This is a genomic window from Pseudomonas sp. KB_15 (assembly GCF_052114525.1).
In the GTDB taxonomy this organism is placed as follows: Bacteria; Pseudomonadota; Gammaproteobacteria; order Pseudomonadales; family Pseudomonadaceae; genus Aquipseudomonas.
In genome coordinates this window covers 108,484-129,452 of record NZ_JBFREX010000020.1, presented here as the reverse complement: position 1 = coordinate 129,452, position 20,969 = coordinate 108,484, and the positions used below count along the sequence as shown (strand labels likewise).

Below are 20,969 nucleotides of genomic sequence, written 5' to 3'. Positions count from 1 at the left end.
GCTGCGTTCGGCTGCATGGCAGTCGTGAGTCCGGCTGATGCAGCCTGCCTGACATACCGCAATGACTGATTTTACGACTGCTTCGCAGCCGAACGCAGCCTCGCGGGCTCGGCAGCTGCTACAAAGGGTGTCGCGGCTGAAATTGCTTAACTGACTGGCATAACCACCTGTGCCTGACTTTGCAATTGCTCGGCACGCTGCTGAAAGCGCGAGGCCAATGCCCGCAGATCGGGGTGGGAAGCCTGCAGCAGTGCCTGGCCGCTCACTCGCAGGAAACTCAGGTTGCCAGCCTCCAACGCCCGATCAAGCCATACCAAGGCCTCTTCGACTTTCCCATCCTGCGCCAGAACGGCCGCATAACTGAACTGCCCGCGAAAATCCCCGCCCTCTGCAGAACGTCTATACCACTGGAAAGCGGCATCCGGGTCGGCGCGGCAAAATCGGCCCTCCTCCAGATAGCGCCCCAGCAGGTTCATCGACTTCGCATGGCCGAGGTCCGTCGCGCGCCGGTACCAGCTCAGCGCCAGTGCCTGATCTTGAGCCACACCGCGCCCGGTGGCGAGCAGATTGGCGAGGTTGTACATCGCCCAATCCAGCCCACCCTCCGCTGCAATCCGGTAATGCCGCGCCGCAATCGAGGCATCGGCAACACAACCCCAGCCATGTTCATGACAACGGCCGAGCATGTTGCGCGCCATCAGGTGTCCCTGGCGCGCAGCGATGCCAAACCAGCGCAACGCCAGCGGCTGGTCCTGCGCGATTCCCTGGCCGTCGAGCAGAATCTGCCCAAGCAAGGCCTGGGCCTCGACTTCACCTTCACGTGCGGCGATCAGGATGGCCTGGGCGGCGCGGGCCGGACTTTCGTCAAGCATGGAGCGCAGGCGCTCACCGTCGAGCATTTCTTCGCGGCGTAAACGAAAATCCGCCACTTACACCTCGACCCAGCGACGCAACAGATTGTGATAAGTGCCGGTCAGGCGGATCAGCGATGGATGATCAGGCACATCGCGGGTCAGTTGCTGGATGGCCCCGTCCATCTCGAACAATAGGGCGCGCTGGCTGTCCTCGCGCACCAGGCTTTGAGTCCAGAAAAACGAGGCGAGTCGCGTTCCGCGTGTCACCGCGTTGACCTTGTGCAGGCTGGTGCCGGGGTACAGCACCATGTCGCCGGCGGGCAGTTTCACTCGCTGGGTGCCGAAGGTATCCTGGATTTCCAGCTCGCCGCCGTCGTAATCCTCGGGCTCGCTGAAGAACAGTGTGGCGGACAAATCCGTGCGCACCCGCTCGATACTGCCTTTGGGCTGTCGCACCGCATTGTCGATATGGAAATCGAAACTGCCACCGGCGGTGTAACAGTTCACCAATGGAGGAAAGACTTTGTGCGGTAGCGCAGCCGACATGAACAGCGGATTTTTCCACAGCCGCTCCAGCATCGCCGCGCCGATCTCCTTGGCCAGCGGGTGGCCCTCCGGCAACTGCAAATTGTGCTTGGCCTTCGCCGACTGGTAGCCGGCGGTGATCTTGCCATCGGCCCAATCAGTGTGTTCCAGAGCCTTGCGAATGTGCTGCACCTCGTCTTTTTCGAACAGGCCGGGAATGTGCAGCAACATGACAAAGACACCTGAAAACAAAGGGGCGCTAATGGTATTGATTCTTATTGCCTATGTAAAACACATCTGACGAATGAGTCAGCAAAAACCGTAAGGTTAAATTGTAAAGATTGTAAATTAAGTGCGAATAGTAATGTTTCGCAATTGTTACAAATACCTGTTTACCCTATATTCCGCGGCCTCAAATCCTTGGGGAGGGGAATTCAAATGTCACGTCAACAACCACAAGTACCGGTCAGTTCACCACGTCTGCTCGCATCCGCCATTGGTATGGCAATTACTGCCGGCTCTGCGGGCCACATGGTTTTCGCGGCGGAAAAAACCGACGAAAAAGCACCGGACAACGTGATTTCGCTGGGCGCCACCGCCATCACCGGCGAAGCCCAGGACGAGACAACCTACAACGTAGAAAAAGCCTCCTCGCCCAAGTACACCGCGCCGCTGATCGACACGCCGCGCTCGGTGACCGTTGTTCCGCAACAAGTCTTGAAGGACACCGGTTCGCTCAACCTGCAGGACGCGCTGCGCACTGTTCCAGGCATCACCTTCGGTGCCGGTGAAGGCGGTAACCCGCAAGGCGACCGTCCGTTCATCCGCGGCTTCGACGCCCAGGGCGACACCTACCTGGACGGCGTGCGCGATACCGGTTCACAGAGCCGCGAGATCTTCGCCGTTGAATCGATTGAAGTCAGCAAAGGCCCGAACTCCGCGATCGGCGGCCGTGGCGCAGCTGGCGGCAGCATCAACCTGGTCAGCAAGAAAGCGCACCTGGGCGATTCGCTCGACGGTGGTTTCACCTGGGGCTCCGACCAGACCCAGCGCTACACCTTCGATGGCAACTACCAGTTCACCGACACCGCCGCTGGCCGTCTGAACCTGCTGAGCCACGAGAGCAACGTCGCCGGGCGTGACAGCGTCGATAACGACCGTTGGGGTATCGCTCCCTCCCTGGCTTTCGGCCTGGGTACGGACACTCGCGTCAATCTCGACTACTACCACCTCGAAAACAACGACACACCGGATTCGGGCATTCCTTACTCCATCCCGACCGCCGGTTCGACTGCCCGTACCAAGGCCAACCCGGACAAGCCGAATGACGGCGGCAACAGCAGCAATTTCTATGGTCTGACCGACCGTGACTTCCGCAAGGGGCGCACCGACACCGCGACCTTCGCCATCGAGCACGACCTGAGCGACGCGCTGACCATCAAGAACACCCTGCGTCACGGCACCAGCATGCAGGATTACATCCTGACCCAACCGGACGACAGCAAAGGCAACGTCAACAACGGCAGCGTCTGGCGCCGCGCGAACACCCGCGTGAGCAACACCGAGACCACCACCAACCAGACCGACCTGTTTGGTGATGTCTACATCGCCGGGTTCAAGAACAGCTTCTCCACCGGTGTCGAGTACACCCACGAGGAAAGTGAAAAATCCGCGTACAACGTCAACACGGATACCACGCCGGGAACAGCAGCGGTGACCACCAACTGCTCGCCGGCACTGATTGGCGCGCCAAGCGGTTACAACTGCACCTCGCTGTCCAATCCGACCCCGAATGATCCATGGAACGGTGCCATCTCGCGCAACTACGCCGGCACCGACACCAAGGCCGACACCTACGCGCTGTACGTGTTCGACACCCTGACGTTGTCCGAGCAGTGGCTGGTGAACATGGGCCTGCGCTACGACCATTTCGATACCAAGTACCGCACCTTTGACGGTTCCGGCGCCACCGTCGTGACCAAAGGCAACGCAGTCAAAGGCAAGGACACCAGCGAATTCATTACCGGTCAGTTCGGCGTGGTGTACAAACCAGCCGAAAACGGCAGCATCTATGCGTCCTACGCGACGTCTGCCACGCCACCGGGCAACTCCCTGGGCGAAGGTTCGGAAGGCAATCCGTTGGCTGGCACGCCGGATCGCAACGGCAACCTGCTGAATAGCGACCTGGAGCCGGAAACCACCAAGAACTACGAAATCGGTACCAAGTGGGACCTGTTGAATAATCGTCTGTCCCTGACCGCCGATATCTTCCGTACCGAGAAAGACAACGCTCGTGTGCAATCCAACACCATCACGTTTGAAAACGTCGGCAAAACCCGCGTTCAAGGTATCGAACTGTCGGCCAGCGGCAAGCTCACCGACAAATGGCAAGTGTTCGCCGGTTACGCCTACATGGACAGCGAACAAGTCGACGGCGGTGACCTGCCGGCAAACAAAGCCAACAACGGCAACGAACTGCCTAACACGCCGAAAAACAGCGCCAGCCTGTGGACGACCTATCAGGTCACGCCGAAGCTGACCATCGGTGGCGGAGCGTTCTATGTCGATGACGTGTTCGGCAGTGCCGCCAACACCACCATGGTTGACTCCTACGTTCGCTACGACGCGATGGCAGCCTACAAGCTGAGCAAAAACGTCGACCTGCAACTGAACGTGCAGAACCTGACCGACGAAACCTACTACGACAAGGCATTCTCGACTCACTTCGCCAACCAGGCGGCCGGTCGTACCGCCTTACTGAGCACCAACTTCCACTTCTGATTGCCACTCACACTGCAATCCCTGTGGGAGCGAGCTTGCTCGCGATGACGTCGCCACATTCAACATTTATGTTGGCCGACACACCGCTATCGCGAGCAAGCTCGCTCCCACAGGAGAGGGTGAAAGCTGAAATCAGACCCGGCCCCGTTCATTCACATGAACGGGGCCTTTGCGCGTAAAAAAGAATGCTTCTCGACAACGCCACGGCATAATGCGCGGCGTGATGAATCAATTTGAACGAACAAGGCGAGCGACGTGTTGAAGAAAACCCTGTTCCAGTTGCACTGGTTTTTCGGCATCAGCGCCGGGCTGGTCCTGGCCCTGATGGGCATCACCGGGGCGACGGTGTCGTTTCAGGATGAAATCCTGAGCACACTCAACCCTTCTGTGTTGCAGGTCGAAAAACAGCTCGCCGGTGTGCTGCCGCCCGCCGAACTGGTGGAACGAATCGAAGCCGTGTCGGGAAAAAAAGTCTCGATGCTCACGGTGGAAACCGACAGTGGCAACGCCGCCAAAGTGTGGTTCACCCCGCCACCGGGTGAACGCCGTGGCGAGATGCGCTACTTCGATCCGTACACTGCCGAATTCCTCGGCGACGCCACCGGCCAGGACTTTTTCGGCCTGATGCTGCAACTGCACCGCTTCCTCGCCATGGGCGACACGGGTCGGCAGATCACCGGCGCGTGCACATTGATTCTGGTGTTCTTCTGTCTGTCCGGCCTGTACCTGCGCTGGCCTCGCCAGTGGAGAAGCTGGCGTGCCTGGCTGACCCTGGACTGGAAGAAAAAGGGCCGCAGCTTCAACTGGGACCTGCACTCGGTGGCCGGCACCTGGTGCCTGGTGTTTTACCTCCTGGCGGCGCTGACCGGGTTGTCCTGGTCCTACGAGTGGTACAACAAGGGCCTGACCCGGTTGCTCTCCGACTCCCCGCAGAACGAACGCGCTCGTGGCGGACGTGGCCCTGCGCCGCAGGGTCCGGCACCGACGGCCGATTACGCGGCGATGTGGAGCAGCATCTACAGCGCGGCCGGTGCGCAACTCAGTTCCTATAACGTGCGCATGCCGCCAGTGGCCGGCCAACCGGCGACCGTTTACTTCCTGCTGAAAACTTCGCCCCACGACCGCGCCCTCAACCAGATCACCCTCGACCCGGCTACCGGCGTGGTCAAACGGGTTGACCGCTACAGCGACAAGAGTCTCAAGGCGCAACTGCTGACCAGCATTTATGCGCTGCACGTCGGCAGTTACTTCGGCATCGTCGGGCGCATCATCCTGACCCTCACCGCGTTGACCATGCCGCTGTTCTTCGTCACCGGCTGGATGCTGTACCTGGATCGCCGACGCAAGAAACGTCAGATCAAAGATGCGCGCAAAGATCTCGTGCAACCCGCCAGCGATGCGCCGGCGTGGTTGATCGGCTTCGCCAGTCAAAGTGGTTTTGCCGAGCAGCTGGCGTGGCAAACCGCCGGGCAATTGCAGGCCGCGGGTCTGCCAGTGAAGGTGCAGCCGTTGGCGGACCTCAGCGAGCAGGATTTGCATGAATCGAACAATGCCTTGTTCGTCGTCAGCACCTTTGGTGACGGCGAAGCGCCGGACAGCGCCAGGGGTTTCGAACGTAAGGTGCTGGGCCGCACGCCAAGCCTGGAGCGCCTGAACTACGCAGTCCTCGGTCTCGGTGACCGGCAGTATCAACACTTCTGTGGATTCGCCAAACGCCTGCACACCTGGCTCGGTGAGCACGGCGGCAAGACCTTGTTCGCGCCGGTGGAAGTCGACAGCGGCGATCCTTACGCGTTGCGCCACTGGCAACAGCAACTGGGCCTGCTGACCGGCCACGCGCCCGTCGATACCTGGCAAGCGCCCAGCTACGACAACTGGACCCTGGCCCGTCGTGAACTGCTCAACCCGGACAGCAGCGGAACCCCTGTGTATTTACTCGGCCTCAGTGCCCCGACCACCAGCAGTTGGCTGGCCGGCGACCTGGTGGAAGTGTTGCCGCGCAATTGCCCATGGGCCATCGAGCACTTCCTCGATGGTCTGGGCATCCACGGCGAAACCAAGGTGCAACTCAACGGCCTGGAGGAAACCCTCGAACAGGCCCTGGCCAGCCGTCAGTTGCCGGAGAACCGCGCCCATCTGGTCGGCCTGCACGCCCAAGCGCTGGCAGAGGCCCTCGTGCCGTTGGCCATGCGCGAGTATTCCATTGCGTCGATCCCGGCCGATGGCGTGCTGGAATTGATCGTGCGCCAGGAAGTGCATGCCGATGGCAACCTTGGCGTCGGTTCCGGCTGGTTGACCGAACACGCGCCTGTGGGCAGTTCGATCAGCCTGCGCGTGCGGCGCAACAGTGGTTTCCATCTGCCGGTCCGACCGGTACCGATGATCCTGCTGGGCAATGGCACAGGGCTGGCCGGGTTGCGCAGCCTGCTCAAGGCACGGATTGCCGACGGTCAGCAACGTCACTGGCTGCTGTTTGGCGAGCGCAATCGTGAGCACGACTACCTGTGCCGTGATGAGTTGGAAGAATGGTTGATTGCCGGCGACATCGAGCGCCTCGACCTGGCGTTTTCCCGGGACCAGGCCGAAAAGATCTACGTACAGGATCGCCTGCGTGAATCGGCGGCCGAGCTCAGGAAATGGCTGGCGGACGGTGCGGTGATCTACATCTGCGGCAGTCTTCAAGGCATGGCTTCGGGCGTGGACCAGGTGCTCAACGAAGTGCTGGGCGCCGCCGAAGTGGAACACCTGATCGAACAGGGCCGCTACCGCCGCGACGTGTACTGATTCACTGAGTTTCCTGTGGGAGCGGGCTTGCTCGCGATAGCGGAGTGTCAGGCGACATCACGGTTGAAAGTGATGACGCCATCGCGAGCAAGCTCGCTCCCACAGGGGCTTTGAGTCCAGCGATCAAACCGGCTGCAACCTCTGCTCGAACACAGACACCCCGTCCAGATCGCGCAACACCACACTCAACTCCCCGCTCTGCCCATTGATATTCACCTCGCCAAAAAACTGAAACCCGGCAAACGGCGAGACGTTCTGCGCGGGTGGCGCCTTTTCGAATACCACTTCGGGGCCGAAGGTCTTGTCCAGTGGATTGGGCCCGAAACTCCCGGCATTCAATGGCCCGGCGACGAATTCCCAGAACGGTTCGAAATCCTGAAACGCCGCCCGATCCGGGTGGTAATGATGGGCCGCGCAGTAATGCACATCCGCGGTCAGGAACAGGAAATTGCGCACCTGCTGCGCCCGCAGAAAACCGAGCAGTTCGGCGATTTCCAGTTCGCGACCCTGGGCCGGGCCAGGGTCACCGTTGGCCACGGCTTCCCAGCGCGCGACACCGGGGCTGACCTCGCCGTCAGGCACGCCGAGGCCAATGGGCATGTCGGCGGCGATCACTTTCCATTGCGCGTTCGAGGCCTGCATTTCGCGCTTGAGCCAGTCCAGCTGCTCACGACCGAGGAAGGGTTTTTCAGCGCCCAGATTGTCATCGTTGGCTCCGCGATAACTGCGCATGTCCAGCACGAAAACATCGAGCAGCGGCCCGTAACCCAGCTTGCGATAGATCCGCCCGCCGCCATCACCGCTCTGCAAACGCATCGGCGCGTATTCGAGCCAGGCCTGGCGTGCGCGGCCCACCAGGCTGTGGATATCTTTGTCCTGGTAACGCGCATCCAGCTGCTTGCCCGGCGACCAGTTGTTCACCACTTCGTGGTCGTCCCACTGCCAGATCTGCGGGACCTCGGCGTTGAAGCGACGGATGTTTTCGTCCATCAGGTTGTAGCGGTAATTACCGCGATACTCATCGAGGGTCTCGGCGACTTTGCTCTTGGCCTCGGTGGTGATGTTGCGCCACACCCGGCCGCCTTCGGTGGTGAGCTGCGCCGGGATCGGGCCGTCGGCGTAAATGGTGTCGCCGCTGTGGATAAAAAAGTCCGGCAACCGCAGGCGCATTGCTTCGTAGATGCGCATGCCACCAATGTCCGGGTTGATGCCGAAGCCCTGGCCGACGGTGTCGCCGCTCCAGACAAAACGGATGTCACGGCGGGTTTGCGGCACGCTGCGCAAGTGACCGAACCAGGGCTCGCTGGCGACGCCGCTCTGGGCGTCTTCAAACTGCACGCGATAGAAAATCGCCTGGCCGGCGGGCAGCCCGGTGAGTTCGACCCGGGCAGTGAAATCGGTACGCGCATCGGCCATGGGTGAGACGAATCGCCGGGGGTTGGGAAACAGGCTGCGGGTGTCCCACTCCACCACCATCCGCGCGGGGCGGTCACAGCGGCTCCAGATGATCGCCCGGTCGCCCAGCAGGTCGCCGGACTGCACGCCGTCGGTGAGTTGCGGCCGATCCTTGACCGAAGCGATCACCGCCGGCGCCAGCCCCGGCAACAACAGTCCGGCGCCGACCGCTTGCATGACACGACGGCGCCCGAGGTTGAAATCGCTCATGGTGTTCTCCCTGAAATGGAAAACTAAAGCATGGCCGTGTGACCCACACATGACACACAGAATCCGCATTTTGTAGCAGCTGCCGAAGGCTGCGTTCGGCTGCGCAGCAGTCGTAAATCCGGCTTGCACGATCTCTCTGACGTACCGCGAACTCTGATTTACGACTGCTACGCAGCCGAACGCAGGCTTCGCCAGCTGCTACAGGGGATCGCATTTCACATGTAGGAGCTGGCTGCGATCTTTTGATCTAGGCCTTGGCCGGCTCCAGTGCCAACTCCACATCTTCCGGCCGCTTGACCAGCGCATACGCCACCGCCGTCAACAGACTTCCCGCGACAATCGCCAGCAGATACAACAGCGCATGGTTGATCGCATTCGGGATCGCCAGCACGAACAACCCCCCATGGGGTGCCATCAACTTGCAGCCGAAGTACATCGACAACGCACCGGTCAGCGCACCGCCGGCGATGCTCGCCGGAATCACCCGCAACGGATCTTTCGCCGCAAACGGAATGGCCCCTTCGGAGATGAAACACAGCCCCAGCACCAGCGCTGCCTTACCGGCTTCGCGTTCGGTCTGGGCGAACTTGCGTCGGGCAATGAACGTGGCGATGCCCAGGCCAATCGGCGGCACCATGCCGGCGGCCATGGTCGCCGCCATCGGCGCGTAACTCTGCGATGCCAACAACCCGACCGAGAACGCATAGGCCGCTTTGTTGATCGGTCCGCCGAGGTCGACGCACATCATTCCACCCAGCAACACACCCAGTAGAATCGCGTTGGTGGTGCCCATGCTGTCGAGGAAATGCGTGAGGCCGGCAAGCATGCCAGCCACCGGTTTGCCCACTACGTAAATCATTACCAGACCGGTGAACAGACTCGCCAGCAACGGGATGATCAGGATCGGTTTAAGCGCCTCCAGGCTCTGTGGTAAACGCGCATATTTATTGATCGCCCGGGCCGTGTAACCGGCGAGGAAACCGGCAATGATCCCGCCGATGAAACCGGCGCCCAAGGTGCTCGCCAGCAACCCGCCGATCATCCCCGGCGCGAGGCCTGGACGGTCGGCGATGGAGTAGGCGATGTAGCCCGCCAGCAGCGGCACCATCAGCTTGAATGCGCTGTCGCCGCCAATCTGCATCAACGCCGCCGCCAGCGTGCCCTCTTCCTTGAATGCGGTGATGCCGAACACGAACGACAAGGCGATCATCAGGCCGCCGGCGACCACCATCGGCAACATGAACGACACACCGGTCAGCAGGTGTTTATAGACGCCGGTCTTCTCCTGTTTGTCCGTTGTTTTGGCAGCGCTCGATGCGCTTTCCTGCTGGCCTTCGGCCAAGGCTTTGTTCAAGGTCGCTTCGGCTTGCTTGAGGGCAATGCCGGTGCCACAACGATAGATTTTCTTGCCGGCAAAACGCTCGGTGGCGACTTCGATATCGGCCGCCAGCAGCACCACATCGGCCTCGGCGATCGCTTGCGCGCTCAATGGATTGCGTGCGCCGACCGAGCCCTGGGTTTCCACCTGCAGATCGTAGCCCAGGCGCTTGGCCGCTTGCTGCAAGGCTTCGGCAGCCATGAACGTGTGTGCTACGCCCGTCGGGCATGCGGTGACGGCCACCAGTCGAGGCGTATTTTTGGCGACCGCTACCGGTTCGACGACGGCTTCGACGGCGGCGTACACCTGAGCGTCCTGCGCACCGCGCCGCAGCACGGCATCCACGTCTTGCAGGGCCTGGGCCGGGGTACTCTGGAACACCCGCTTGCCGACAAACCGTGACATGTCCACCGGCGCGCTGGTCACCAGCAGTACCCACTCGGCCGCTTCGAGGGTGGTCGCCGACAGTTGCTTTTCGGGATGCGCGGCATCGGTGACTTCGACACTGGTGCTCCAGCCCTGACGCTGGGCCGCGGCATCGAGCAGCCGGGCACACAGCACACTGGTGACCATGCCGTTCGGGCAGGCCGTAATGATGGCTAACTTCATGACAAACCCTCTTATTGTTCTGTCAGGGGACGCACACGCACACCCCGTTCGAGCTGCGCCAGTTGCGCTGCATCGCCAATACCGAAACCGATCTGGGTCACTGCCATCGCGGCAATCGCCGTGGCGGTGCGCAAGGTCTGCTCCGGCGTATCGGCGCTGAGCAAACCGTGGAGCATCCCCGCCAGCAACGAATCACCCGCGCCCACCGTGCTGGCGACGCTGACTTTGGGTGGCGTGGCATGCAGCGCCGAGCCGACGCTGAACCAGTTCACGCCTTCGGCGCCGTGGGAAATCACCACATGCTCGATGCCCTGGGCGTGCAAACGCTCCGCCGCCTTGGCTTGGGCACTGACCGACACGACCTCGCAGTCCAGCACCTCGGCCAGCTCTTCAGTGTTGGGTTTGATCAGCCACGGCCCCGCTTTGAGCGCTGCACGCAACGCATCGCCGCTGGTGTCGAGGGCGACGTTCAGACCCAGTTGTTTCAAGCGCAAAATCAACGCCTGCAACCACTGCGCGCTGACGCCCAACGGCAAGCTTCCGGCGACAACCACCGCATCGTGCCCCGGGGCAATCTGCTCCAGTCGATCCAGCAAGGCCTGCTGCGCCGCTTCACTGACCTGCGGCCCCGGCCCGTTGATGTCGGTGATGCGTCCGTCGCTTTCCGCCAGTTTGATGTTACTGCGGGTTTCACCGGGAACGCGGATAAAGGCATCGACAAAACCGCGTTTGGCGAACAACGCCTCGAACGCTTGCAGGTTGTCTTCGCCAAGAAATCCACTGACGGTCAACTGATGCCCGAGGTCCGCCAGCACTTGTGCCACGTTTACGCCTTTGCCGGCGGCGTGGGTGTGCATCACATCGCTGCGGTTGACCTGGCCGGTTTCAAGGCGCGGCAACTGGACGGTCAGGTCCAGCGCCGGATTGAGGGTCAGAGTGAGAATCCGGGCCATTACAGGGCCTCCACTAGTGCGCGCACTTCATTGGCGCTGCCCACGGCCAAGGCCTGTCGGGCAAGGGTTTGAGTCTGAGTGAAGCCCAGTTCGCGAATCCGCGCCTTGACCTCGGCAATGCTGCGCGCCCCGACGCTGAGTTCATCCACCCCGAGGCCGACCAGCACCGGCACCGCCAGCGGGTCGGCCGCCAGTTCACCGCACACACCGACCCATTTGCCATGAGCATGAGCCGCGCGCACGGTGATGTCGATCAGTTGCAGCACCGCCGGATGCAAGCCATCGGCCTGGGCCGACAGCGTCGGATGGCCACGGTCGATGGCCAGGGTGTATTGCGTCAGGTCGTTGGTACCGACGCTGAAAAAGTCGACCTCTTTGGCCAGCACCGGCGCCAGCAATGCCGCCGACGGCACTTCGATCATGATCCCCAGTTGCAGGTCGGCAACCGGGATCTCCTGACGCAGGCGCTCGGTCATGTCACGGGCCTGGCGCCACTCGTCAACGCTGCCCACCATCGGGAACATGATCCGCAGGGGCCGGTTGTCGGCCGCCCGCAGCAAGGCGCGCAATTGCGCTTCCATGATCTGCGGGCGCTGCAAGGTCAGGCGAATACCACGCACGCCGAGGAACGGGTTTTCTTCCTTCGCAATCGGCCAGTACGGCAGCGGTTTGTCGCCACCGACATCGAGGGTGCGCACCACCAGCGGCCGCCCGGCCAGACCATCGAGGACGCGGCGGTACTCGACTTCCTGGGTCGCCTCATCGGGTGCTTGCGGGTGGGCCATGAAAATCAATTCGGTGCGCAACAGGCCAATGCCTTCGGCACCCTGCTCCACCGCGCCAGCCACACCGACGCTTTCACCGATGTTGGCGAACACTTCGACAGCGTGGCCATCGGTGGTCAGTGCCGGTAGGTGGCGTTGCTCCGCAGCTGCCTTCAAGCGTTGCTCGCGGGTATCGCGTTCGGCCGTGGCGCGTTGCAAGGTCGCCGCGTCAGCGTCCACATGCAGACGACCACGCTGGCCATCAAGCAGCAACGGCGTACCCGGCGCCAGCAGCAAAACACCGGGACCGGCGCCGACCAGTGCCGGGATGCCCAGGGCCCGGGCGACAATCGCACTGTGCGCCGTAGCGCCACCACGGGCGGTGAGAATCCCCGCCACGCGAGCCGGATCGAGACGCGCGACGTCGGACGGGCCGACCTCGTCCATCACCAGAATGTACGGTTGGTCCGGTTCGTTCGGGGTTTCGATGCCACTGAGCTGCATCAGCACCCGACGGCCGATGTCGCGCAAGTCGGCTGCGCGTTCGGCGAGCAAGGCATCCTGCAACGCTTCCTGCTGCCGGGCCGCCGCTTCAATCACGGCCATCCACGCCGCCTCGGCGCTTTCGCCCTGCTTGAGGCGCGTGTCGACCTCATCGGTCAGTTCCGGGTCGTCGAGCATCTCCTGGTGGGTGATGAAGATTTCGCGAATGGCTTTGCTTTTGCTGCGCTCGATCAAGCCCTGGATGTCACGGCGTACCTGCGCCAGGGCATGCTTGAGACGTTCACGCTCGATGGCGGCGGACTCGCCGCGCAACGGGTAATCGACGGCTTGCAGCACTTGAATATGGGCCGGCCCGATGGCGATCCCGGGAGCCGCGGCAATCGCCTGAACCACGCTGCCCGATACCGGGGCGACGACCACTTCGGCCATATCGGCAACGACTTCACGTGCCTGGCTTGCCGGCGGCAGCGGCTCGACCTCTTCACCGAGGCCTTCTTCGATGGCGGCCAGCAAGGCCGGCAACGCATCAGCCGCAATGTCCGGTTCGGCGATGATTTCCAGTACCTGGCCCCGACGGGCGCCGAGGCTGAGCAACTTGCTCAAGCTCTTTACCGACACGGCGCTGTCATGGCCATCGACAATGCGCACACGAATTTCGCCTTCAAAACTTTTTGCCAGTTGCGCGAGGATTTTCGCCGGGCGCGCATGCAAACCGTGGGCGTTGGCCAATGCAATTCGCGCGCTGGGCCAGTCGGCGGGCACTTCACCACCGAGCACTTCGAGGACTTTGCGGCTGCTGGTGGCGCGCCCCAACTCATGGCCACGCCCTTCGATCAACAACGCGCACAGGCGTTCGAGCAGGGCTTGATGGGCCTCACCGAGGCTGGCCAGGCAAAACAGGCCATTGAGTGGCTGGCCGAGGTAACGCAGCGGTTTGTCCGGGGTGACGAAGGCCAGGCCCGGACGCTTCACCGTCTGCTCGCTGTGCAGCCACCACAGGCCATCGCCCAACGGCAGCGCTTCAACCTGCTGCAGCACGGCGGAGAAACCGTTGCTCACGCAGTCGGCCTGCCGCAACAGACGTGCGCCGCGCCAGACCAGCTCTTCGAAATCTTCGGCCGCCACACCGAGGCCGATCATCTGCGCATCCAGCGCCAGTTCCTGCGGCGCGCCTTGCAGCAACTTCAGCAAGGCTTCGGCGGACCCGGCGCGACGCAGGGCCTGACCCAGGTCAGTCTCGCCGAGGGCGCGGGTGAGCAATTGCAACAGGCGCAGGTGTTCATCGGATTTGGCGGCGATACCGATCGCCAGGTAAACGATATGACCGTCGCCCCAGTCCACGCCGTCAGGGAACTGCATCAGGCGCACACCGGTAGTGAACACCTGGTCGCGGGTTTCGGGCGTACCGTGGGGGATGGCAATACCTTGACCGAGAAAGGTCGAGCCCTGGGCTTCCCGCGCCTGCAATCCGGCGAGATAACCCTCGGCAACCAGGCCGTCGACGACCAGATGCCGGGCCAGCAATTGCAGCGCTGCGGACTTGTCCACAGCCGACTGACCCATGGAAATCTGCTCTACAGTGAGCTCGAGCATGCTTTCTCCTTTTTGGCGCCTTGGGGCACCAGGTATTGTTTTGAATGAATCAGCTCAGGCGCTTGGTCATTGCATTTGGCGGTTTCGCGGCAGAACCGGCCAAAGGCGCCTTTAACGTAGAAAATACGCCTGCTGAAACGTTTAATCTAGAATGAATGGCACGTTACTCGATAATGTCCCATCCTTGAAGCCCAACTTGTCGGATGCGTTACGACAATGGTCGCCTGCCTGAATCGGTTAGGATTGACGAAAATGTCGAGGCAACCTCGAAAAAACAAGGAAACAGCGGGTTGAAACTCAGTGATATCGCCCAGTTGGCCGGTGTGTCCGTCACCACCGCCAGCTATGTCATCAATGGCAAGGCCGAACAGCAGCGCATCAGCAGCGCCACCGTCGAACGCGTGCGTGCGGTCGTCGAACAACATGGCTTCACGCCTAACCCACAGGCCGCCGGTTTGCGCAGCCGACACACGCGCACGTTGGGGTTCATTCTGCCGGATCTGGAAAACCCCAGTTACGCGCGAATCGCCAAATTGCTGGAGCAAGGCGCGCGGGCCCGGGGTTATCAGTTGTTGATCGCCAGTTCCGACGATGCACCGGACAGCGAACGGCAATTGCTGCAACTGTTCCGCGCCCGGCGCTGCGACGCACTGATCGTTGCCAGTTGCCTGCCAGCCGGCGACGAAAGTTATCGCCAATTGCAGGCCAAGGGCATTCCGATCATCGCCATCGACCGGGTCATGGAACCCGAGCATTTCTGTTCGGTGATCAGCGACGACCGCGAGGCCAGCCTGCAACTGACCCGCAGCCTGCTGGAGCCGTTGCCCAGGCAGATCGCGTTGATCGGCGCCCGCCCGGAGCTGAGCATCAGCCGGGAACGTGCCGCTGGCTTCAAAGAGGCCCTCACCGGGTTCAACGGCGAAGTACTGATCGAAGAAGGCGAATCCTTCAGCCGCGAGTGCGGTAAACAATTAATGGAAGAGTTGCTTCTGCGCCTGGGCCATTTGCCCGATGCGTTGGTGACCACCTCCTACGTGCTGCTTCAGGGCGTGTTCGATGCGCTGCACGACTTCCCGCTGAAAAACCGCCCGTTGCGCCTCGGCACATTCGGTGACACCCAGTTGCTGGACTTCCTGCCGCTACCGGTCAACGCCATGGCCCAGCAACACCAGTTGATCGCCGACAAGGCCCTCGCACTGGCCCTGGCGGCCATCGAGCAGTCGGATTACCGGCCCGGCGTGCAAGCCATCGCGCGGACGTTCAAGCAACGTATTCTCCAGGATTGAACCGTGGAGCTGATCGACACCCACACCCATCTGGATTTTCCAGACTTCGACAACGACCGCCAGACGCTGCTGGCCGACAGCCGCGCCCTCGGGGTGCGGCGAATCGTGGTGCTGGGGGTTTGTCAGGCCAATTGGCAACGTGTCTGGGAGCTGGTGCAGAGTGATCCCGACCTGCACGCCGCCTTCGGTTTGCATCCGGTGTACCTGGACGATCATCGCCCGCAACACCTGAGCGAACTCGGTGACTGGCTGACTCGTCTGGCCGGCCATCGGCAATTGTGTGCGGTGGGCGAGATCGGCCTGGATTACTTCATCGAGACTCTGGACCGCGACCGCCAGCAGGCATTGTTCGATGCGCAATTGCAACTGGCGGCGGATTTCGATCTTCCGGCATTGATCCATGTGCGACGTAGCCATGCGGCGGTGATTGCCACGCTCAAACGGTTTCGCCTGAAGCGGGCCGGCATCATCCACGCCTTCGCCGGTAGCAAGGAAGAGGCACGGGAATACATCAAGCTCGGTTTCAAGCTCGGCCTTGGCGGCGCCCCGACCTGGCCGCAGGCGCTGCGCATGCACCGCGTGCTCGGCGAACTGCCGCTGGATTCGGTGGTGCTGGAAACCGACTCGCCGGACATGGCCCCGGCCATGTTTCCAGGCCAGCGCAACAGCCCGGCACACTTGCCGGCGATCTGCGAGGCACTGGCGCATCGGATGGCGATCAGCCCGGAACAACTGGCGGCTGCCAGCACCGCCAACAGCTGCGCAGTGTTCGGCTGGTAATCAGTCGGCGTGAGCCCTGGCGGCTTCCAGGATCAGCGTCAGGTGCTGGCGTCGGCGGAAGTAACGGATCACCGCGAAGTACACGAATATGGCGATCATCGAACCATTCAGCTGTTCGATGACACTGAGCATTCCCAGCCACTCCATCATCAACGCCACCAGCAACGCGGTGCAGACCATCAACCGCAGGCTGGCGCGCAACAGCGAAAAAGAATCGAGCGACTTGAAGCGCTTGAACTGTTCCGGACAACATAACTGAACGTGTTTCTGGCAGTGGGCACAGGCAAACGCTTCATTTATCGCAATGGCATTGAGTTGCCAGGGTTGAAGCAGCAATGTGCGCTGACAATGCGCACAGCGCCCCTGAACTCCTGTTGTTACAACAGACATAACCAAACCTCCTCCATGGGGTAAGCCACGTAAATCTTCCTTGATTGAAATCCAAAAGCCAGCGCACGGAGAGAATAAGGAGAACTCCCGCCCGGAAAGGGAAAAATTATTACGAAACCTTCCGACAGTACACCAAAACTGTGGGAGCGGGCTTGCTCCGGGCGGCGATCCGACGAAAGCGATCGTTCAGTCACATGAATGTTGGATGTGCCGCCGTCTTCGCGGGCAAGCCCGCTCCCACTGGGTCCCGAGGATTCTTTCAGACCCGGAATGCACTGATCAACTGTTTCAACTCCACGACCTGGGCCGACAACGCCCGACTGGCATCTTCGGTCTGATGTGCACCTTCAGCGGTACGCTCGCCGGCGCGATTGATCTCGACGATATTCTGGTCGATGTCGTGGGCCACGGCGGTTTGTTGCTCCACCGCGGCGGCAATCTGCTGGTTCTGGTCGACGATCATGCCGACCGCTCCCAGAATGTTTTCCAGCGCCCGCTGAACCTTTTCCGACTGCCCCACCGTACCGTTGGCCATTTCATGGCTGGTGCCCATGGCCTTGACCGCCGCGCCGACACCGCCATGGAGTTTGGCGATCATCTGCTCGATTTCTTCGGTCGATTGCTGGGTACGCTTGGCCAGGGTCCGGACTTCATCGGCTACCACCGCGAAACCACGCCCCTGTTCACCGGCCCGTGCAGCTTCGATAGCGGCATTGAGTGCCAGCAGGTTGGTCTGCTCGGCGATACTCTTGATCACTTCCAGAACGCGGCTGATGGACTGGCTGTCGCTGGCCAGTTGATTGATCACCAGCACCGATTGATCGATCTCGCTGGCCAGCGCGGCAATGCTGCCTTGCTGAGACTCCACCAGACTGCGACCACTGATGGTCTCATCGTTGACACTGTGGGCACTGCTCACCGCTGCGGCGGCACTGCGCGCGACTTCCTGGGAAGTGGCCGACATCTGGTTCATGGCCGTGGCCACTTGTTCGATCTGCGTGCGCTGCCCGGCGACGGCCTGGTTGCTTTGCGCGGAAACATTTTCCACTTGCCCGGCCTGACGCTCGACTTCGCTGACGGTCTGCCCCACCCGCTCGATCAGGTCATGAATTTTTTTCACGGTGCCGTTGAACACCTCGCCCAGCTCCCCCAGCTCATCGCGGCTATGAGCGCTGAAGGTCACGGTCATGTCGCCGGCCGCCACCTTGTCCATCACCGCCCCCAGACGCTTGAGCGTGGTGCGGGTCGAGGCATAGAAAGCGCCGTAGAGATAAAAGATCAACACAAATACGACTGACAACGCCACGGCCTGCAAGAACATATGCGTGCGATTCTGCTCAAGCCGCTGCTGCAATTGCGGGCCGAGATACTTCAGGACCGCCTCATTGAGTTGGTAAGTCTGGTCCATCAGGGTGCTGACCTGATCGTAAAAGCCCTGCCACGGCGCATCGAGGGTATCGGCCATGACCACTTGTTCTTCGAACAGCTCGCTGGCTTTCTTCAAGGATGCCCGGCTGCTATCGGCCTGAGCGACCAGGGTATCGCGGGCGGCCATGCTGGAACCCAGGGCATCCTGCAACTTCAGGCCATATTCGGCCTGGAGCTTTTCAATCTGCGCCAGCAATTCATCGAAACGCGTACTTGACGCCGAGTTGATGAAACCCTGCCCCAACGAATAAGAACCCATTGCCCGACCTTCGCCCAGGATCTGGGTGACCCGTGGCGTGACGAGAGTGACGAGCTCGCTCAACTGGCGCATGTCGCTCTGGTTGTCGCGACTGAGGCCGGCCTGGCTGGTGATGAGCTGGCTGAAAATCTGCGCGCTACCCACCAGCTTGCCAATCAGTGCACTCTTGCTTTGCAGGGAGTTTTCCGTTTGCTGGGCCTTGAACGCGGCGATCATTTCATCGCGTTTGCCATCGAACACCGCGACCTGCTCCGGGTCGCTGGTCATCGCCGTCAGCCCTTGCAGGCGAGTCAGAATGTTTTGCTCAAGCGCGCTGATTTTCGACTCGACATTGCCGGCCTTGCCGGACTGGCCGAGGCTGACATTGATCTGTACCAGGTTGTTCAGGGTTTCCAGATCGCGTCGTAACGCCAGGCTGCTGCCCAACAGATCAAGGCTCTGCAGTTCGACACGCGTGCCGTGGAATTCGCGATAGGAGTCGCGCACCAGATAGAAGTTGGTCACCAGCATCGGCACCAGGAACAGTACGCTGATCAGACTGAACTTCATGCCGAAGCTCAGGCGGTTCATCAGCGCGACAGCGGGATAGAGCAAGCTCTTCACTGGATGTCTCCCTTCGATTTCTTATTTTTTTTATTGGCAGGCGCAGACCGAGAGCAGATAGCCACTATTCGGCGCTATCTCTGTATAACTTAAATCGGCAGGAGGTTTTGTAACTTAAGGTTAACGACAGGTTTCATCCGCGCAGGCGGATGAACCATTGTGGCGAGGGGGCTTGCCGGATCGCCACAATGGCTCAATGCCGGCCTAATGCAGGACCGTCCACAACGCAAACCCGGCATACCAGAGCACCGCGGCACGCAGCAGCAGTTCCCAGATGCGGTCCAGGTTGTTGATACCTTCCGCGCCGGCCACCGGCGCCGGAATTTCACCAGCCACCATCCCGACTTTCTCGATCAGTTGCGCGGCGCTGATGTTCCAGTTCAGCAGTTCATGCAGCATGACCCGGCTGACCGCGACAAAATTGCCGACCAACGCCAGGCTCGCCGCCAGCAGGCGTACCGGCACCCAGTCGAAGGCGTGACGCAGTTGCCCGGCGCGCTCGACCACCGCAGGGCTTTTCCCGTGTTCTTCGGCCAGCGCCAGCAGCCTGTAACTCAGCGCCGCGACCGGACCCAGCAGGAAGTACCAGAAAATCACCGCGAAAAAACTCTGGTAGGCCTCCCACAGCAAATGACCTTCGACCTGCTCCAGCAGCTGCTCGCCACTGTCTGCGCAAATATCCAGATCGCGCTTGGCGACAAGGGCCGCGGCTTGCAGGTCCTCACGACGCCAGGCATCGCGGAACGGCCCGAGATCACCCAGCAGATCACCGCGCCCCAGGCTGTAAATCACTACCAGCAAATGGATCGGCAACGCCAGCAACCCGTAGGCCACCGGCTCGATGACCACCAACAGCAAACCCAGCAACGCTACCGGCAACAAGACAAGTATCGACAACACCAGCCATGGCCGACCCGAAAGTCGCGGGCTGGTCTCAAGCTTGTTCAGCTCGTGTATCCAGCCGCCGTCTCGCTGAACCCGATGACGCAAGGCCGAGAACTTCTCGATCCACACCGCCAACAGCAACACCAGAAAACTCATCGTCCTTCCTCTTGTGCCAGGGCGGCACGATAGCGTGCCCAGTCGAACGCCGGCCCTGGATCGGTTTTGCGCCCCGGTGCAATGTCGCTGTGCCCGCAGATGCGCTCTGTGGTAATCGCCGTGAACGCCTGCTGCAACTGGCGGGTCAGGGCTGTCAACGCGCTGTACTGCGCATCGGTGAACGGCAGATCATCCGTGCCTTCGAGCTCGATGCCCACGGAAAAATCGTTACAGGTTTCCCGCCCCTCGAAGCTCGAAACACCCGCATGCCATGCACGCTCAAGGCATGAAACAAACTGGGTGACGGTACCGTCACGTTCGATCAGAAAGTGCGCGGACACCCGCAAATCCGCGATCCCTTCAAAATAGGGATGTTCGGTGACATCCAGACGATTCTGAAAAAATTCCTGCACCTTGCCGGTCTGAAATTGCGCGGGCGGCAGACTGATATTGTGGATCACCAGCAGGGAAATCTCGCCTTCGGGGCGCGCATTGAAGTTGGGCGAAGGGCATAAATGCACACCCTGACACCAACCGCTCGCGGGGTCCAACTGCATACCGACTCCTTCAACGTCGACTGTGTTGGCACAGTATGCCGCGATAATCCCCCGAGGCGCGATCACTTGCCGCGTTTGAGACGCTGGAGGATGCCGATCTCAAACAGGCGCTTGTTCGGAATCGACCGCCAATGCCGACAATGTAAAGGATTCGACCAAATACAGGTGCCAGCGCAAACGTAACGCTCTGATGCCTTGGGTTGGTCCGTGCCATG

At 61.2% G+C, this 20,969-nt stretch carries 14 protein-coding genes and 1 pseudogene; 4 read left to right on the top strand and 11 right to left on the bottom strand.

From position 1 onward, the window contains the following. Positions 1-146 precede the first annotated feature (146 nt). Positions 147-929: a tetratricopeptide repeat protein gene (locus tag AB4Z35_RS17835; RefSeq protein WP_442098390.1), complete on the bottom strand. Its 783-nt coding sequence runs from the start codon at positions 927-929 to the stop codon at positions 147-149. Next, positions 930-1,610: a Fe2+-dependent dioxygenase gene (locus tag AB4Z35_RS17830; protein ID WP_442098389.1), complete on the bottom strand. Its 681-nt coding sequence runs from the start codon at positions 1,608-1,610 to the stop codon at positions 930-932. 207 nt (positions 1,611-1,817) lie between these two features. Between AB4Z35_RS17830 and AB4Z35_RS17825 the strand changes: the two genes are divergently transcribed. Both AB4Z35_RS17825 and AB4Z35_RS17820 read left to right on the top strand, forming a co-directional pair. Beyond that, complete coding sequence (locus tag AB4Z35_RS17825) at positions 1,818-4,160, top strand: TonB-dependent receptor (RefSeq protein WP_442098387.1); 2,343 nt, start codon at positions 1,818-1,820, stop codon at positions 4,158-4,160. 255 nt (positions 4,161-4,415) lie between these two features. Beyond that, entirely contained in the window at positions 4,416-6,944 is a 2,529-nt protein-coding gene (locus tag AB4Z35_RS17820; protein WP_442098385.1) for a PepSY domain-containing protein, read from the top strand. Between the two features lie 123 nt (positions 6,945-7,067). Here the strand turns inward: AB4Z35_RS17820 and AB4Z35_RS17815 are convergent, their stop codons facing one another. From AB4Z35_RS17815 to ptsP, 4 genes are all read right to left on the bottom strand, one after another. After that, positions 7,068-8,609 carry an alkaline phosphatase D family protein gene (locus tag AB4Z35_RS17815; protein ID WP_442098383.1) on the bottom strand — a complete coding sequence of 514 codons (1,542 nt, stop codon included), beginning with the start codon at positions 8,607-8,609 and terminating at the stop codon, positions 7,068-7,070. Positions 8,610-8,856: 247 nt separating this feature from the next. Beyond that, positions 8,857-10,596, bottom strand: a complete 1,740-nt coding sequence (locus AB4Z35_RS17810; protein ID WP_442098381.1) for a PTS fructose-like transporter subunit IIB — start codon at positions 10,594-10,596, stop codon at positions 8,857-8,859. An 11-nt stretch (positions 10,597-10,607) separates the two neighbouring features. Next, on the bottom strand, positions 10,608-11,549 hold the full coding sequence (pfkB, locus tag AB4Z35_RS17805; protein ID WP_442098379.1) for a 1-phosphofructokinase: 942 nt from the start codon (positions 11,547-11,549) through the stop codon (positions 10,608-10,610). Beyond that, a complete protein-coding gene (gene ptsP / locus AB4Z35_RS17800; RefSeq protein ID WP_442098377.1) occupies positions 11,549-14,410 on the bottom strand; it encodes a phosphoenolpyruvate--protein phosphotransferase in 2,862 nt (953 codons plus the stop codon). The genes pfkB and ptsP overlap by 1 nt, the downstream gene beginning before the upstream one ends. Before the next feature lie 290 nt (positions 14,411-14,700). On the opposite strand from ptsP, the gene cra reads away from it, so the two are divergent. Together cra and AB4Z35_RS17790 are read left to right on the top strand one after the other, a co-directional pair. After that, positions 14,701-15,696, top strand: a complete 996-nt coding sequence (gene cra / locus AB4Z35_RS17795) for a catabolite repressor/activator (protein ID WP_033052572.1) — start codon at positions 14,701-14,703, stop codon at positions 15,694-15,696. A 3-nt stretch (positions 15,697-15,699) separates the two neighbouring features. Further along, on the top strand, positions 15,700-16,476 hold the full coding sequence (locus tag AB4Z35_RS17790) for a TatD family hydrolase (RefSeq protein ID WP_442098375.1): 777 nt from the start codon (positions 15,700-15,702) through the stop codon (positions 16,474-16,476). Here AB4Z35_RS17790 and AB4Z35_RS17785 read toward each other — a convergent pair whose 3' ends face one another. From AB4Z35_RS17785 to ampD, 5 genes and pseudogenes are all read right to left on the bottom strand, one after another. Further along, entirely contained in the window at positions 16,477-16,866 is a 390-nt protein-coding gene (locus tag AB4Z35_RS17785; protein WP_442098373.1) for a hypothetical protein, read from the bottom strand. A gap of 259 nt (positions 16,867-17,125) precedes the next feature. After that, positions 17,126-17,830 carry a methyl-accepting chemotaxis protein gene (locus AB4Z35_RS17780; RefSeq protein ID WP_442098394.1) on the bottom strand — a complete coding sequence of 235 codons (705 nt, stop codon included), beginning with the start codon at positions 17,828-17,830 and terminating at the stop codon, positions 17,126-17,128. Positions 17,831-17,983: 153 nt separating this feature from the next. Then, positions 17,984-18,187 (bottom strand): annotated as a pseudogene (locus tag AB4Z35_RS17775) (HAMP domain-containing protein); the annotation flags it as partial. A 1,173-nt stretch (positions 18,188-19,360) separates the two neighbouring features. Next, positions 19,361-20,197, bottom strand: coding sequence for a regulatory signaling modulator protein AmpE (gene ampE / locus AB4Z35_RS17770; RefSeq protein ID WP_442098371.1), 837 nt, complete (start codon positions 20,195-20,197; stop codon positions 19,361-19,363). Further along, positions 20,194-20,754, bottom strand: coding sequence for a 1,6-anhydro-N-acetylmuramyl-L-alanine amidase AmpD (gene ampD, locus AB4Z35_RS17765; protein ID WP_442098369.1), 561 nt, complete (start codon positions 20,752-20,754; stop codon positions 20,194-20,196). Before ampD ends, ampE begins: the two co-directional genes overlap by 4 nt. Positions 20,755-20,969 lie beyond the last annotated feature (215 nt).

What these genes read in the sequence shown, in the direction of transcription:
- ampD (WP_442098369.1), bottom strand. Translation starts at nt 20,754, where the DNA reads ATGCAGTTGGACCCCGCGAGCGGTTGGTGTCAGGGTGTGCATTTATGC.
- ptsP (WP_442098377.1), bottom strand. Translation starts at nt 14,410, where the DNA reads ATGCTCGAGCTCACTGTAGAGCAGATTTCCATGGGTCAGTCGGCTGTG.
- AB4Z35_RS17830 (WP_442098389.1), bottom strand. Translation starts at nt 1,610, where the DNA reads ATGTTGCTGCACATTCCCGGCCTGTTCGAAAAAGACGAGGTGCAGCAC.
- ampE (WP_442098371.1), bottom strand. Translation starts at nt 20,197, where the DNA reads ATGAGTTTTCTGGTGTTGCTGTTGGCGGTGTGGATCGAGAAGTTCTCG.
- AB4Z35_RS17825 (WP_442098387.1), top strand. Translation starts at nt 1,818, where the DNA reads ATGTCACGTCAACAACCACAAGTACCGGTCAGTTCACCACGTCTGCTC.
- AB4Z35_RS17815 (WP_442098383.1), bottom strand. Translation starts at nt 8,609, where the DNA reads ATGAGCGATTTCAACCTCGGGCGCCGTCGTGTCATGCAAGCGGTCGGC.
- pfkB (WP_442098379.1), bottom strand. Translation starts at nt 11,549, where the DNA reads ATGGCCCGGATTCTCACTCTGACCCTCAATCCGGCGCTGGACCTGACC.
- AB4Z35_RS17780 (WP_442098394.1), bottom strand. Translation starts at nt 17,830, where the DNA reads ATGTCGGCCACTTCCCAGGAAGTCGCGCGCAGTGCCGCCGCAGCGGTG.
- AB4Z35_RS17785 (WP_442098373.1), bottom strand. Translation starts at nt 16,866, where the DNA reads ATGTCTGTTGTAACAACAGGAGTTCAGGGGCGCTGTGCGCATTGTCAG.
- AB4Z35_RS17810 (WP_442098381.1), bottom strand. Translation starts at nt 10,596, where the DNA reads ATGAAGTTAGCCATCATTACGGCCTGCCCGAACGGCATGGTCACCAGT.